General features: G+C 67.9%; 13 protein-coding genes and 1 pseudogene. 6 read left to right on the forward strand and 8 right to left on the reverse strand.

The genetic code is table 11. The features are described from left to right. The 3 genes from J2W36_RS21520 to J2W36_RS21530 form a co-directional block, all read right to left on the reverse strand. Positions 1–1,095 carry a M14 family metallopeptidase gene (locus J2W36_RS21520; protein WP_307691831.1) on the reverse strand — a complete coding sequence of 365 codons (1,095 nt, stop codon included), beginning with the start codon at positions 1,093–1,095 and terminating at the stop codon, positions 1–3. Positions 1,096–1,097: 2 nt separating this feature from the next. Next, positions 1,098–2,297, reverse strand: coding sequence for a M20 aminoacylase family protein (locus J2W36_RS21525; RefSeq protein WP_307691813.1), 1,200 nt, complete (start codon positions 2,295–2,297; stop codon positions 1,098–1,100). 83 nt (positions 2,298–2,380) lie between these two features. Continuing rightward, positions 2,381–3,595: a glycerophosphodiester phosphodiesterase gene (locus J2W36_RS21530; RefSeq protein ID WP_307691814.1), complete on the reverse strand. Its 1,215-nt coding sequence runs from the start codon at positions 3,593–3,595 to the stop codon at positions 2,381–2,383. 115 nt (positions 3,596–3,710) lie between these two features. Here J2W36_RS21530 and argE point away from each other — a divergent pair, with 115 nt between their 5' ends. From argE to J2W36_RS21560, 6 genes are all read left to right on the forward strand, one after another. Next, positions 3,711–4,889, forward strand: a complete 1,179-nt coding sequence (gene argE, locus J2W36_RS21535) for an acetylornithine deacetylase (RefSeq protein ID WP_307691815.1) — start codon at positions 3,711–3,713, stop codon at positions 4,887–4,889. 40 nt (positions 4,890–4,929) lie between these two features. Beyond that, positions 4,930–6,150: a DUF445 domain-containing protein gene (locus J2W36_RS21540; protein WP_307691816.1), complete on the forward strand. Its 1,221-nt coding sequence runs from the start codon at positions 4,930–4,932 to the stop codon at positions 6,148–6,150. A 77-nt stretch (positions 6,151–6,227) separates the two neighbouring features. Further along, positions 6,228–8,297: a molybdopterin-containing oxidoreductase family protein gene (locus tag J2W36_RS21545; protein ID WP_307691832.1), complete on the forward strand. Its 2,070-nt coding sequence runs from the start codon at positions 6,228–6,230 to the stop codon at positions 8,295–8,297. Continuing rightward, on the forward strand, positions 8,294–9,469 hold the full coding sequence (locus tag J2W36_RS21550) for an aminopeptidase (protein ID WP_307691817.1): 1,176 nt from the start codon (positions 8,294–8,296) through the stop codon (positions 9,467–9,469). The genes J2W36_RS21545 and J2W36_RS21550 overlap by 4 nt, the downstream gene beginning before the upstream one ends. Next, on the forward strand, positions 9,462–9,767 hold the full coding sequence (locus J2W36_RS21555) for a polyhydroxyalkanoic acid system family protein (protein WP_307691818.1): 306 nt from the start codon (positions 9,462–9,464) through the stop codon (positions 9,765–9,767). The genes J2W36_RS21550 and J2W36_RS21555 overlap by 8 nt, the downstream gene beginning before the upstream one ends. After that, entirely contained in the window at positions 9,764–11,026 is a 1,263-nt protein-coding gene (locus J2W36_RS21560; protein WP_307691819.1) for an arsenic transporter, read from the forward strand. The genes J2W36_RS21555 and J2W36_RS21560 overlap by 4 nt, the downstream gene beginning before the upstream one ends. Positions 11,027–11,030: 4 nt before the next feature. Here the strand turns inward: J2W36_RS21560 and J2W36_RS21565 are convergent, their stop codons facing one another. The 5 genes and pseudogenes from J2W36_RS21565 to cpsB form a co-directional block, all read right to left on the reverse strand. Next, entirely contained in the window at positions 11,031–11,288 is a 258-nt protein-coding gene (locus J2W36_RS21565) for an acyl-CoA-binding protein (protein ID WP_307691820.1), read from the reverse strand. Positions 11,289–11,380: 92 nt separating this feature from the next. Then, complete coding sequence (locus J2W36_RS21570) at positions 11,381–12,229, reverse strand: tetratricopeptide repeat protein (RefSeq protein WP_307691821.1); 849 nt, start codon at positions 12,227–12,229, stop codon at positions 11,381–11,383. 4 nt (positions 12,230–12,233) lie between these two features. After that, a complete protein-coding gene (locus J2W36_RS21575) occupies positions 12,234–12,914 on the reverse strand; it encodes a TetR/AcrR family transcriptional regulator (RefSeq protein ID WP_307691822.1) in 681 nt (226 codons plus the stop codon). A gap of 80 nt (positions 12,915–12,994) precedes the next feature. Continuing rightward, a complete protein-coding gene (locus J2W36_RS21580) occupies positions 12,995–13,489 on the reverse strand; it encodes a phasin family protein (protein WP_307691823.1) in 495 nt (164 codons plus the stop codon). A 53-nt stretch (positions 13,490–13,542) separates the two neighbouring features. Next, a pseudogene (gene cpsB, locus J2W36_RS21585) lies at positions 13,543–13,722 on the reverse strand (mannose-1-phosphate guanylyltransferase/mannose-6-phosphate isomerase); the annotation flags it as partial.

Genomic DNA, 13,722 nt, shown 5'->3' on the forward strand with positions numbered 1-13,722 from the left:
TCAGGCCGAGAGGCCCTGTACCGCCTGGACCATGGCTTCGCGCGCCTGGTCGACGATCTGCCGCTTCCACGCATCCGTGTCGGTGTAGAAGGCGTCGCGCATGCGCGCGTGGATGGCTTCGGCCAGGTCCGGTGTGGCCCGGTCCGCATGCGCGTGCAGCCAGTGGTCGGCCTGGAGGGCGGCCATGACCTCCATCATCGGCAGCGTGCCGTATTCGAGGGCGATGGCCGTGGCCTCGGCCTGGGGGCACTCCTGGGCGACCGCGTTCCAGTTGAGGCCCGTCAGCAGGGTGGCGCTCGAAGAGCCGTCGTAGATCGATGTGACGGGCGCCTTCGCGCTGCCCCACCACGCATTGGCGCGCGCATACGCGGCGGGGTCGTCGCGGCCGGCGAAGATGCGTTCGCCCAGGCCGTTGGGCCCCAGGCCGGTGTGCAGGTCGATCCACGCCAGGCGCGCGGCGGGCGCGCCGTGCGTGCGCAGCACCTGGCGGAAGGTCCGGTTGCTCCACGTGGGCGCCTGGCCGCCGAAGAACAGCCCGTCGTCGAACTGGTACTGCCCGGCGGTCACGGCCGCCTGGTAGGCGAGCATGCCGTGCTGGTCGATCCAGTGCGCCAGCGCGGCCTGGGTGTCGGCTGCGGGTGGCCATTCCGCCGGCAGCAGCAGGGCATGCAACTTCGCGTAGCCGGTATTCACGGGCAGCGGCTGGGTGAAGTCGATGAAGTTGCGGTTCAGGTCGACGTTCTCGTGCGTCACCCGGCGGCTGAAGGAAAAGCCGTGCGGATTGAGCCCGTGCACGTAGAGCACGCCGACGCCGGCCGCGCGCGCCTGGGCGCGCCATGCGGCGTCGTGCAGCGCAAACACTTGCACGCCGCTGCCGCAGTGGCCTTCGACGCCGTGGCAGGCGCTGCTGATCACCAGGCGCCGCGTGGCGTCGGCCGGGCCGTCGTAGACGACGTCCATCGCCAGGTCCTCGCCCTCGCAGCCCTTGAGCGGGTGCGGGTGGGTCTCGACCTTCAGGCCCGCGCCGACGCAGGCCTGCAGGAACTTCTGGCGTGCCTTCGCATAGGTCGGCGAGAAGGCGTCGGCCGCTTTCATCGTCATGCGGGCGCCTTGGGTGCGAGGAACTTCTCGGCCATCTGCACCCAGCAGGTCGCACCCAGCGGGATCAGGTCGTCGTTGAAGTCGTAGCTGGCGTTGTGCAGCGTGCAGGGGCCGCCGCCATGGTGCATGTCGCGGTGCGCACCGTCGCCGTTGCCGATGAAGGCGTAGGCGCCGGGCTTGGCCAGCAGCATGAACGAGAAGTCTTCGGCCGTCATCGCTGCTTCCTGCATCAGCACGTTGTCGGCGCCCACGATCTCGGCCATCACCTCGCGCGCGAAATCGGCTTCCGCGGCGCTGTTGATGGTCGGCGGGTAGTTGCGGTTGAAGTGGAACTCGCAGGTCGCGTCGTGCGCGGCGCTGATGTGCTCGGTGATCTTCTTCATGCGCGCCTCGATCATGTCGAGCACCTCCAGCGTGAAGGTGCGCACGGTGCCCTGCAGCTCGCAGCTGTCGGGGATCACGTTGCTGGCTTCGCCCGCATGGATCATCGTGACCGAGATCAGCCCGGTGTCGGTCGGCTTCTTGGTGCGCGTGAGGATGGTCTGGAAGGCCTGCACCATCTCGCAGGCCACCGGCACCGGATCGATGCCTGTGTGTGGCAGCGCGGCATGGCCGCCCTTGCCGTGGATGGTGATCTTGAAGTCGTTGCTCGACGCCATGGCCGGGCCTGGGCTCACGGCGAACTGGCCGACCTTCATGCCGGGCCAGTTGTGCATGCCGAAGACGGCGTCCATGGGGAATTGCTCGAACAGGCCTTCCTTGACCATCTCGCGGGCGCCGCCGCCGCCTTCTTCGGCCGGCTGGAAGATCAGGTACACGGTGCCATCGAAGTTGCGGTGCGTGGCCATGTGCTGCGCCGCGGCCAGCAGCATGGCGGTGTGGCCGTCATGGCCGCAGGCGTGCATCTTGCCCTGGTGCTGGCTGGCGTGCGCGAAGGTGTTGAGCTCGGTCACCGGCAGGGCGTCCATGTCGGCGCGCAGGCCGATGGCGCGGGAGCTGGTGCCGTTCTTCAGGATGCCGATCACGCCGGTGGTGGCCAGGCCTCGGTGGATCGGGATGCCCCACTCGGTCAGCTTGGCCGCCACCACGTCGGCCGTGCGGACCTCCTGGAAGCAGAGTTCGGGGTGGGCGTGGATGTCGCGTCGGATCGAGGCGATGCCAGCCGCTTGGGTGACGAGCGAGTCGAGGAGTTTCATGCAGGAAGTGTTGCACAGCCCCAGGCTTTGCGCACTCCGTGCGGCATCCGCGGTGTCTCGCGGCGCAGTTCCCTGACGCTGGCTCAGCGGCCGGCTTGCTGCAGGTAGGTCGCGCGGGCGGCCAGCGCCGTATCGGTGAAGTCGGTGAATACGCCGTCCACGCCCAGGCGATAGAAGGCCAGGTATTCGTTCTTCGCGTCGCCCTGGTAGTCGGACGCCAGGCGGCGCGACTCGTTGCGGAAGGTGAAGGGGTGCACGAACAGGCCCGCCTGGTGCGCGTCGGCGACCAGCGTGGTGGGCGCCGTGGAGGTGGCGTCGGCGTCGTTGATCTTGCCGTCGCGGTTGACATCCACCGGCTTGCCGTCGGCGCCGATGGTGCCCCTGATGCTCACGATGTAGCGCTTCCACGGGCCGATGCCGTCGGCGTACGTCTTGATCTCGGCCAGCCCGGCGGGCGTGACCATCACGCTGAAATTGCGGCGATCGCCTGCCTGGGTCCACTCGTAGGGGCGGTCGACCGGCACCGCGTAGGTGATGGCACCCGTCTTCATGTCGATGCCGTCGCCGTCGATCAGCTGCACCATGGGCGTCTTCAGGCCCTGGCGCTTCATGTACTTGAGGCTGCCGGGCTCGAAGGACTGCACGAACACCGGTGCGTTGCGGCTGTTCCAGCCGGCAGCCTCCAGGATGGCGATGAGCTTGTCTTCCATCGGCAGGCCCAGATCGCGGAAGTAGGTCGGATTCTTGGTTTCGGGGTAGATGGCGATCGTGCGGCCGGTTTCCTTCGATTTCGCCTTGGCCAGGTCGACCACCTCCTGGAAGGTGGGCACCTTGAAGCGGCCATTGAACTGCTGCGGGCGCTCCGCGTCGGTGGAGATGGCGCCCAGCGTCTTGAGTTCGGCCAGGGTGAATTCGTCGACGAACCAGCCGGTCTGCGTTTCGCCGTCGACCTGCTTGGTCTTCTTGCGCGCGGCGAATTCGGGGTGTGCGGCGACGTCGGTGCTGGTGGCCAGGTTCGGGTCGTGGCGGGTGACGAGCACGCCGTCGCGGGTCGACAACAGGTCCATCTCGATCACGTCGGCCCCCAGTTCGATGGCCCGGGCGTAGGCTTCCAGCGTTTCTTCGGGCAGCTGGCCCGATGCACCGCGATGCGCCACGACCAGCGGCGGCTTGCCGTCGAGGGTGGACAGCGTGCCCGACGGCGTGGCGCAGGCGCCGAGCGCGAGCGCGGCAGCCGTGGCGAAGGCGGTGCGCGTCAGGCGCGCGGCGTGGAGGCAGGAGGCGAAGGGACGGGCCATGGGAATCTCTCCGGAGCGTGCAAATGACAGTGGACAGTGACACAGCCTACACCCGCGGCATGACGGATTTCCCCGCGTCGTGCGAGACGGGTGGCAGTTCCGGGAGAATGCGGGCATGGCACACATCCTCTCGGCCCGCGGGCTCGAATTCGCGCAGACGCTGGTGCGCATGAACACCATCAGCGCAAACAGCAACCTCGAACTGATCCACTTCGCACGCGACCACCTCGCGTCGCTGGGCGTGGCCAGCCGCCTGACCTACAACGCCGACCGGACCAAGGCCAACCTGTTCGCCACGCTCGGCGAAGGCAAGCCGGCCGGGGTGATCGTCTCGGGCCACACCGACACGGTGCCCTGGAACGGCCAGGCCTGGACCGTCGATCCGTTGTCGGCCGTGGTGCAGGAAGGCGGCGGCGAGCAGCGCCTGTACGGCCGCGGCTCGGCGGACATGAAGAGTTTCATCGCGCTCGCGCTGGCCAATGCCGACCACTTCCTGGCGAGCGATTCGCCCTTTGCCGTGCACTTCTCCTTCAGCTACGACGAAGAGGTCGGCTGCTTTGGGGTGCGCGAACTCATCGCCGACATGAAGGACGGGGGCATCAAGCCGCTGGCCTGCATCATCGGCGAGCCCACGCTCATGGTGCCGGCCATTGCCCACAAGGGCGTCTACCGCTACCGTTGCTGCGTCCGCGGCAAGGAGGCGCATTCATCGCTCACGCCGCAATCGGTCAACGCCATCGAGATGGCCGCGCGGGTGGTCGGCAAGGTGCGCGACATGGCCGAGGGCTTCGAGCGCGAGGAGCCGCGCTACGAAGGCTTCGACGTGCCGTTCAGCACCGCGAGCGTGGGGCAGTTCAATGGCGGCATTGCCGACAACGTGGTGCCGCGCGACGCCGAGTTCCGCTACGAATTCCGCAACCTGCCCACGGCCGACGCGCACCAGATGCAGAGCGAGGTGATCGCCTTCGCCCGCGAAAAGGAAGCCACCATGCGCAAGGTGGCGCCCGATGCCGGTTTCAGCTTCGAAACCATTTGCGAGGTGCCCAGTTTCCTGGGCGCGGCCGACGACCCGGTCACCCGGCTGGCGCAACGCCTGTCGGGTGAGCAGCGCACCACGCTGGTCGCCTTCGGCACCGAGGCGGGGCTGTTCAAGGCTTCGGGCATTCCCACCGTGGTGTGCGGCCCGGGCAGCATCACGCAGGCGCACCAGCCCGACGAGTACGTGTCGATCACCCAACTCGCGCGCTGCGAGCAGTTCCTGCGCGACCTCGCCACCACGCGCGAGATCGGGTGAACGTGACGGCCGTCCCCGCACGGAGCGCGCCGCCCGTCGCATGAAACGCATCGCGGTCGGACTGCTGTGTGGCGCAGCGCTGCTGTATGCGGTGGCGATCGCGCTGCAGGCACGCCACCCGGCGTGGGGCTATGTCGCCGCGTTCGCCGAGGCGGCCATGGTCGGCGCCATCGCCGACTGGTTCGCCGTGGTGGCGCTGTTTCGCCATCCGCTGGGCCTGCCGATTCCGCACACCGCCATCATTCCGGCCAACAAGGACCGCATCGGCGCCAAGCTCGCCGGCTTCATCGTCGACAACTTCCTGAGCACACCCCAGGTGCTGGCCAAGCTGGCGCAGTTCGACCCGGCCGCTCGCCTGGCGACATGGCTGTCGGCGCCGGCCAACGGCAAAAAGCTGGGCGACTATGCGGTGGCGATGGTGCGCTATGGCCTGTCGGCGTTCGACGATGCACGCGTGCGCGACTTCCTGGGCCGTGCCGCCTCGGCGGGACTGGCGCGGCTCGACCTGTCGCGCCTGCTCGGCCAGGCGCTGGATGCACTCACCGCCGAAGGGCGCCACCAGCGCCTGCTGGACGGTGTGCTGGGCCAGGTGGCCGAACTGATGGACGACGACGCCATCCAGGCGCAGATCACCGAGGCCATTGCGCGAGAAATCAAGACGCTGAAGTACGTGGGGCTGGACCAGGTCGCCGCGCGAGCGGCCACGCGCAAGATCGTCTCTGCGGTGGCGCGCACCCTGGCTGAAATGGCGGCCGAGCCGGCGCATCCGCTGCGCCAGCGCTTTGACCATTTCATGGACGACTTTGTCCTGCGGCTGAAGCTGGACCCTGAATTCCATGCGCGCGGCGAGCAGATCCGTGCCGAGCTGCAGGCGCATCCGGCGCTGGCCGACTACCTGCACGGCCTCTGGGGCCAACTGCTGGCCTGGCTGCACGACGATCTGGGCCGCGGCGATTCGACGATTCGCGCGCGCATTGCCGCCATGGCCGGCGCGGTCGGCGAGCGGCTGCAGCGGGACGAGGCGATCCGCCAATGGATCAATGAGCAGCTCATTGCCGCCGCGCCGCTGGCGATCGAGCGCTACCGCGAAGACATCCGCCGCTACATCGTCGAGCGGGTGGGCCAGTGGAACGCCGAAGAAATGACGGTGGAACTCGAACGCAACATCGGCCGCGATCTGCAGTTCATCCGTATCAACGGCACGCTGGTCGGCGGACTGGTCGGGCTCCTGATCCACACGGCGACGCAGCTGCTGCGCTGAGCCGGCCGCGCAGGCCTGTCGTGTGCGCCACTTGCCACTAGACTCCAGCGATGTCTGACCTCCAGGCGACCCCGATGATGGCCGATACCTCTTCTTCCTTCTCCTCGCAAGGCTCGCAAGCCTCGCAGCCCGTGACCGTGCGCGGCGCCTGCCCGCACGACTGCCCCGACACCTGCGCGCTGGTCACCACGGTGCAGGACGGCGTGGCCGTCAAGCTCCAGGGCAACCCGGCGCATGCGCACACGGGCGGCGTGCTGTGCACGAAGGTGTCGCGCTACATCGAACGCAACAACCACGCCGACCGGCTGGTGCAGCCGTTGCGGCGGTTCGGTCCCAAGGGCGCCGGGCAGTTCGAGCCCGTGACCTGGGACGTGGCGCTCGACGACATCGCGGCGCGGCTGAAGGCCATTGCCGCCCGCGACCCGGAGGCCGTGCTGCCCTACAGCTACGCCGGCACCATGGGCCTGGTGCAGGGCGAGTCGATGGACCGCCGCTTCTTCCACAAGCTGGGCGCTTCGCTGCTCGACCGCACCATCTGCGCGACCGCCGGCAGCGAAGCCATGACCTACACCCTCGGCGGCAAGGTGGGCATGCGGGTGGAGCACTTTGCCGAGTCGAAGCTGATCGTCATCTGGGGCAGCAACTCGATCGGCAGCAACCTGCACTTCTGGCGCCATGCGCAGGCGGCCAAGCGCGCAGGCGCCCGGCTGGTGTGCATCGATCCGCGCAAGACCGAGACGGCCGACAAGTGCGACGAACACATCGCGCTGATGCCGGGCACCGATGCAGCGCTGGCGTTTGCGCTGATGCACGAGCTCATCCGCAACGACTGGCTCGATCACGACTACCTCGCGCAGCACACGCTGGGATGGGACGCGCTGCGCGAACGCGCGCTGCAGTGGCCACCCGCGCGTGCTGCGGCGGTGTGCGGCGTGCCCGAGGCGCAGATCGTGGCGCTGGCGCGCGACTACGGCACCACCAAACCGGCCGCCATCCGCCTGAATTACGGCATGCAGCGGGTGCGCGGCGGCGGCAATGCGGCGCGCGCGATAGCCTGCCTGCCGGCGCTCGTCGGTGCCTGGCGCCATCGATCGGGTGGACTGCTGCTGAGCAGCTCGGGCAGTTTTCCGGTCGACCGCGCGGCATTGCAACGCCCCGACCTGCTGGCGGGCCGAAAGCCGCGCACCGTCAACATGAGCACCATCGGCGATGCGCTGCTGGAGACCGTGCGGCCGGTGGAGGCCCTGGTCGTCTACAACAGCAACCCCGTGGCCGTGGCGCCCGAGTCGGCCAAGGTGGTGGCGGGCTTTGCGCGTGAAGACCTCTTCACCGTGGTGCTCGAGCAGTTCCCGACCGACACAGCCGACTACGCCGACTACCTGCTGCCTGCGACCACCCAGCTCGAGCACTGGGACATCCACACCAGCTACGGCCACACCGACGTGCTGCTCAATCGCCCGGCCATCGCGCCGCGCGGCGAGGCGCGCAGCAACGCCTGGGTGTTCCGCGAGTTGGCACGCCGCATGGGCTTCGACGAACCCTGCTTTGCCGACGACGACGAGGCGCTGTGCCGCAGCGCCTTCGCGCCGGGCGTCATCGATTTCGAGCAGTTGCAAGCGCAGGGCTTCACCACCGTGGCCCTGCCCGAGGCGCCTTTTGCCGCAGGTGGTTTCCCGACGCCGTCGGGCAAGTGCGAGTTCTTCAGCGCGCGGCTGGCCGCGCAGGGCATGGACGGCCTGCCCGACCATGTGCCCAACTACGAGACGGCCGGCAGTTCGGCCGCGTTCCCGCTGGCGATGATCTCGCCGCCTGCGCGCAACTTCCTCAATTCGACCTTCGTCAATGTGACCAGCCTGCGTGCCATCGAGGGCGAGCCGCTGCTGGAGATCCATGCCGACGATGCGGCCGCCCGTGGCATCGTGGACGGGGCGATGGTGCGGGTGTTCAACGGCCGCGGCACGCATCGCTGCCGTGCCGAGATTTCGCGTCGCGCCCGGCCGGGCGTGGTGCACGGCATGGGCATCTGGTGGCGCAAGCTGGGCTTCGACGGCACCAACGTCAATGAGCTCACCAGCCAGCGGCTGACCGATATCGGCCGCGGCCCGACTTTCTACGACTGCCTCGTGCAAGTCGAAAAAAGCGCATGAGACCCTGGCGCAGCGCGCTGCGCACGATGCTCGCGCTCGGTCTGGCGCTGGTGCTCGCAGGTTGCGCCGACCTCGGCTACTACTGGCAGTCGGCCAGCGGCCATCTGGGCGTGATGCGCGCTGCGCGGCCGGTCGATGACTGGCTGGCCGATCCGACGACGTCCGCGGCGCTCAAGGCGAAGCTCGAACTCACCCAGCGTATCCGCCGTTTCGCCGTGACCGACGTCGGCCTGCCCGACAACCGCAGCTACACCGGCTACGCCGACCTGCACCGGCGTGCTGCCGTGTGGAATGTGGTGGCCGCGCCGCGCTATGCACTCACGCTGGAGACCTGGTGCTTTCCGGTGGCCGGCTGCGTGGGCTACCGTGGCTACTACGACGAGGCGCTGGCCAACCGCGAGGCCGAAGTGCAGCGTGCCAAGGGGCTGGAAGTCTCGGTGTATCCGGTGCCTGCCTACTCGACCCTGGGCTGGCTGAACTGGGCCGGAGGCGATCCGCTGCTCAGCACCTTCATCGGTTATCCGGAAGGCGAACTCGCACGGCTGATCTTCCACGAACTGGCGCACCAGATGCTCTACGTGCCTGACGACACGCGCTTCAACGAGTCCTTCGCCACGGCGGTCGAGCGCATCGGCGGTGCACGCTGGCTCGCGAGCCGGGCTGGCGACGCCGCACGCGCCGAGTACGCGCAGTTCGACCTGCAGCGCCAGCAGTTCCGCGCGCTGGCGCTGTCCACGCGCCAGCAGCTCGAGGGGATCTACGGCTCGAACGAGGCGCGCGCTGGCGACTGGCCGGCTGTCGAAGCGATGAAGCAGGCCGCGATGCGCGACTTCCATGCGCGCTATGCCCAGTTGAAGGCGGGGTGGAGCGGCCCTCGCCAGAACGCCTACGACGCCTGGGTGGCCCGTGCCAACAATGCGATGTTTGGCGCTCAGGCGGCCTACGACGATCTGGTGCCGGCCTTCGAGGCGCTGCATGCACGCGAAGGTGGCGACTGGCCGCGCTTCTACGCGGAGGTCCGGCGCATCGCGGCGCTCCCGAAGGCCGAGCGGCTGCGGGCGCTGCAGGCCCTGCAGCCTGCGACGGCTGCCGCCTACACCCGCGAGGTCGCGCTTCGCGGCACACTCGCCATCTCTATCTCCCCCTCAAAGAACGGACACAACGGTGGCTGACATTCATATCGAGCGCAATCATGCGCTGGGCCTCGATCGCGCGCGGGCCGTGTGCCGCCAGTGGGTCGAGGAGGCGGAAAAAGACTTCGGGCTTGCCTGCACCTGGACGCCAGGAGAAGCCGGCGACACCGTCGAATTCAAGCGCGTGGGCATCGAGGGCAAGGTGCATGTCACGGGCGACGTCTTCGTCGTCGACATGCAGCTGGGCTTTCTGCTCGACGCGTTCAGCGACGCCATCAAGGACAAGGTTACCCGCAACCTCGATCGCATGATCGACGCACCGCCACACGCCGCATGACGCTCTCTGTGCACCAGGCGCACCTGGCCTCCTGGTCCATCGCGGCCGCTGCCACAGCCGGGGTGATCGTGCGCCCGTTCAGGCTGCCCGAGGCCGTGTGGGCCGTCTCGGGGGCCGTGTTGCTGGTCGTGCTGGGTCTGCTGCCCTATCGTGAGGCGCTCCTGGCCGTCGGCAAGGGCACGGATGTCTATCTGTTCCTCATCGGCATGATGCTGCTGTCGGAAATCGCGCGGCGCGAGGGCCTGTTCGACTGGGTGGCGGCGCAGGCCGTCAACCATGCGCGCGGCTCGCCCCGGCGCCTGTTCCTGTTGATCTACATCGTGGGCGTGCTGGTCACGACCTTCCTGTCGAACGACGCCACGGCCGTGGTGCTCACCCCGGCCGTGTATGCCGCGGCGCGCAAGGCCAAGGTGGAGCCGCTGCCTTACCTCTTCATCTGCGCCTTCATTGCGAATGCGGCGAGTTTCGTGCTGCCGATCTCCAACCCGGCCAACATCGTGCTGTACGGCGACCGCACACCACCGCTGGGTGCCTGGCTGGCCAGCTTTGCATTGCCGGCGTTGCTCTCGATCGTGGCCACCTACGTGGCGCTGCGTTTCACCGAGGGCCGGCGGCTGCAGGCGCAGTGCGAACGCGATGTCGAGGTGCCCCGGTTGTCGGCTGGCGCCTGGACGGCCATGGTCGGCATCGTCCTGACGGCCGTGGTGCTGCTGGTGGTGTCGGCGCGTGACCTGCAACTGGGCCTGCCAACGGCGGTCATGGGCATCCTGACGACAGCGGTCGTGCTCGTGGTGGCGCGCTCGTCGCCCTGGGAGACGGTCCGGGGTGTGTCATGGGCGGTGCTGCCGCTGGTGGCGGGGCTGTTCGTGCTGGTCGAGGCGCTGGTGGCGACCGGCCTGATCGGCGACCTGGCGCGCCTGCTGACGCGTTCGGTTGCCGCCTCGCCACAGGCGACGCCTTGGGTGGCCGGCGGGGCCATCGCGGTCGTGTCGAACCTCATGAACAACCTGCCTGCGGGCCTGGTGGCGAGTTCGACCCTGCAGTTGGCGCAGCCGCCGCAACACGTGGTTGACGCGCTGCTCATCGGCGTGGACCTGGGGCCGAATCTCTCGGTGACGGGTTCGCTGGCGACCATCCTGTGGCTGACGGCAATCCGCCGCGAGGGCGAGGACGTTGGCTTCTGGCGCTTCTTCAAGCTCGGGGCGATCGTGATGCCACCCGCGCTGCTGCTGGCGCTCGCGGCGCGCTTGATGATCTGAAGGCTCAGCCGCGCAGCGACTCGATCAGGTCGATGTACTTCTGCTTTGCCTCGTCGGCACCGACGCCCTTGTGGGCGGTCCATGCATCCCACTTTGCGCGTGCGACGAAGTCGCTGAAGCTGGGCCGCTTGGCAGTGTTGTCACCTTCGGTCGCCTGCTTGAAGAGACCATAGATCTGCAGCAGCGTCGGATTGTCCGGGCGTTCTGCCAGAAGCTTGGAGTTGGCCTGGGCGGTTTCGAAGGCAGTGTTCAGGTCGGACATGGCGGACGTGGAGAGCGAAGGTGGAATGGATTCGGGATGGAGCGGAAGCCCATCTTAAGTGACGTTGCCGTCTATTTCCACCCTGCGGCAGGTCAGTCGTGCAGTCCGGCGCGCGCCAGTTCCTGGTCGAGGCGCTCGCGCGCATCGGCCGGCCTGAGTGCGGCGGCCTGTTCATAGAGCCGCGTCGCCTCGGCCATGGCGGTTTCGCCTTCGAGCATGACCAGGGCGCGGGCATGCTCCATGAGGGCGCTGGCGGAGTGGGGGTTGAGCGCCAGCGCACGTTCGAACAGGTCGCGGGCCGCGTCGGCACGCACGCCATAGGTCATGCGGCCCACCAGCGGGCCGACCTTGTCGATGACTTCAGCGTGGAAGGCGCCCAGCGCAATGTGCGCATCGGCATGCGCGGGCCGCAGCGAGATCACGCGTTCCAGCGCGTCCTTGACCTGGCTGCCCAGGCCTTGCGCCAGTGCCCTTGCAACGCTGATGCCCTGGCTGTATCGACCCAGCGCGTAGGCGTACCAGTAGTGTGCGTCGCTGTCGTCGGGCGCCGCATGCAGGCGTTGGGCGGCGCGTTCGGCCACCTGGCGCAGCAGTGCCAGGCGCACGCTGTCGCGCGACTCCAGATAGTTGGCGTAGATGGCGGTGGCCTGGTTGGTCAGTGCCAGGCCTGCTGTGCCGTGCTGCAGGCCCACGGCGGCTGCGCCTTCGAAGTCGCCGCAGTGGTAACGCACCCAGCCTTGCGCCAGCGTGCCCTCGGGAGGGGGCGGCCGACCCTGGCCGGCATGCAGGCGTTCCCATTGCGTGCGCACCGCGGTTTCATCGAAATGGGGGAGGTCGGTATAGGGAGTGACGGCCCAGGGATGGCTCGGCACCACGGCCAGGCCGGCGCCCGCCAGCTCCGACGGCACGAAGGATCGTTGCGAGGAATCTATGTACGGCATGGCGTCACGCAGGAGTGGGTGAGGCCGCATCTTCGCGGCTGTAGGCGCTGCTGAGCGTCAACAGGTGCCGGCGCTGGTCAGGAGCGAGGTAGGGGGCGAGCAGGTGCAGGGTGTGGTGGCCGCCGCGCAGCAGCGCACTCTGGGCATGCGCAGGTTCGAGCGCTTCGCGCGGATTGCGCACGTATTCGTAGTTCAGCCAGTAGGTGAGCACGACCACCATGCTTTGCGAAAGCGCGTCGACTTCGCGTGCCTCGATGTCCAGATGTCCGGCTCGGCTCAGGCCGGCGAGCAGCGCGCGGATCGCCTGCGCCTTCTTCTTGAGCACGATCTGGAACTGGGTCTCGATGTGTCGGTTCTTGCTCAGCAGATCGTTGAGGTCGCGGTAGAGGAAACGGTAGCGCCAGATCAGTTCGAACAGGCTGTGCATGAAGAACCAGGCGTCTTCGACGTCTTGAATGCCCGAACTCGCATGCAGCAACTCGTTCAGATCGGCTTCGTAAGCTTCGAAGAGCTTGTTGATCAGCTCGTCCTTGGCCGGGTAGTGGTAGTACAGGTTGCCTGGGCTGATGCCCAGTTCATTGGCCACGAGCGTGGTCGACACGTTCGGCTCACCGAAGCGATTGAAAAGATCGAGCGCGATCTCCAGAATGCGTTCTGCCGTGCGGCGCGGTGCTTTCTTGGCCATGGTGAAGCCCCGTTTTTGTCTCTGGGGTTCACTCTAGCGCATGTGCGCCGCTGGCGGGCGCAAATCGTGGTGTCCGCCGGTCAATCGTCCGTGCGGGGCGTGCGACGACGAGCTGTCTTCTTGGGTGCGGGCGATGGCGCGCGCGCAGCAGGTTTGCGGGCGGAGCGGGACGGGGTGGTGCCCCCGGCCTGGCCCTGCTGCGCCTGGAGCCGGGCTTCGAGTGCCTCGATGCGTGCCTGCAGCGCAGCCACGTCCTCGGCGGACGGTATTCCCAGATTCTTCAGCGCACGGGCGACACGTTCTTCGAAGATGTTTTCCAGCTTGCCCCAGCCCCCCGTCGCCTTGGCGCCGAACTCGCTGGCGAGTCCGGCCATGCGAGCCTGGGCCTGGGCCAGTGTTTCCTCTGCCGCCTGCTGGGTTTTCTTCTGGATGCCCTGGCCGTCCTTGACCAGTGCCTCGAAAGCCTTGCTGCCTTCCTGCTGCATCTTGGCGAATGCGCCCAGCCCGGCCAGCCAGATCTGCTGGGCGGAGTCCTTGATGCGTTCGGCGGATTTTTCGTCTTCGGGGGTGGCCATGGGCGGTCTCTCGTCTCGAAAAGGGCTGGCGCGGCGCGTGCCGCGCCGTGTCGTCACTTGGCGCGTGCGGTGATGGAGGTGACGCGACCGTAGGTGTCGTCGAAGCGCACGATGTCATCTTCGCCGAGGTACCCGCCGGTCTGCACTTCGATCACTTCCAGCATGGTCTTGCCCGGGTTCTCCAGGCGGTGGACGGCGCCCAGCGGCAGGTAGATCGACTCGTTCTCGCGCAC

Origin of the sequence: Variovorax ginsengisoli (assembly GCF_030811835.1) — a bacterium.
GTDB classification, from domain to species: domain Bacteria; phylum Pseudomonadota; class Gammaproteobacteria; order Burkholderiales; family Burkholderiaceae_C; genus Variovorax; species Variovorax ginsengisoli_C.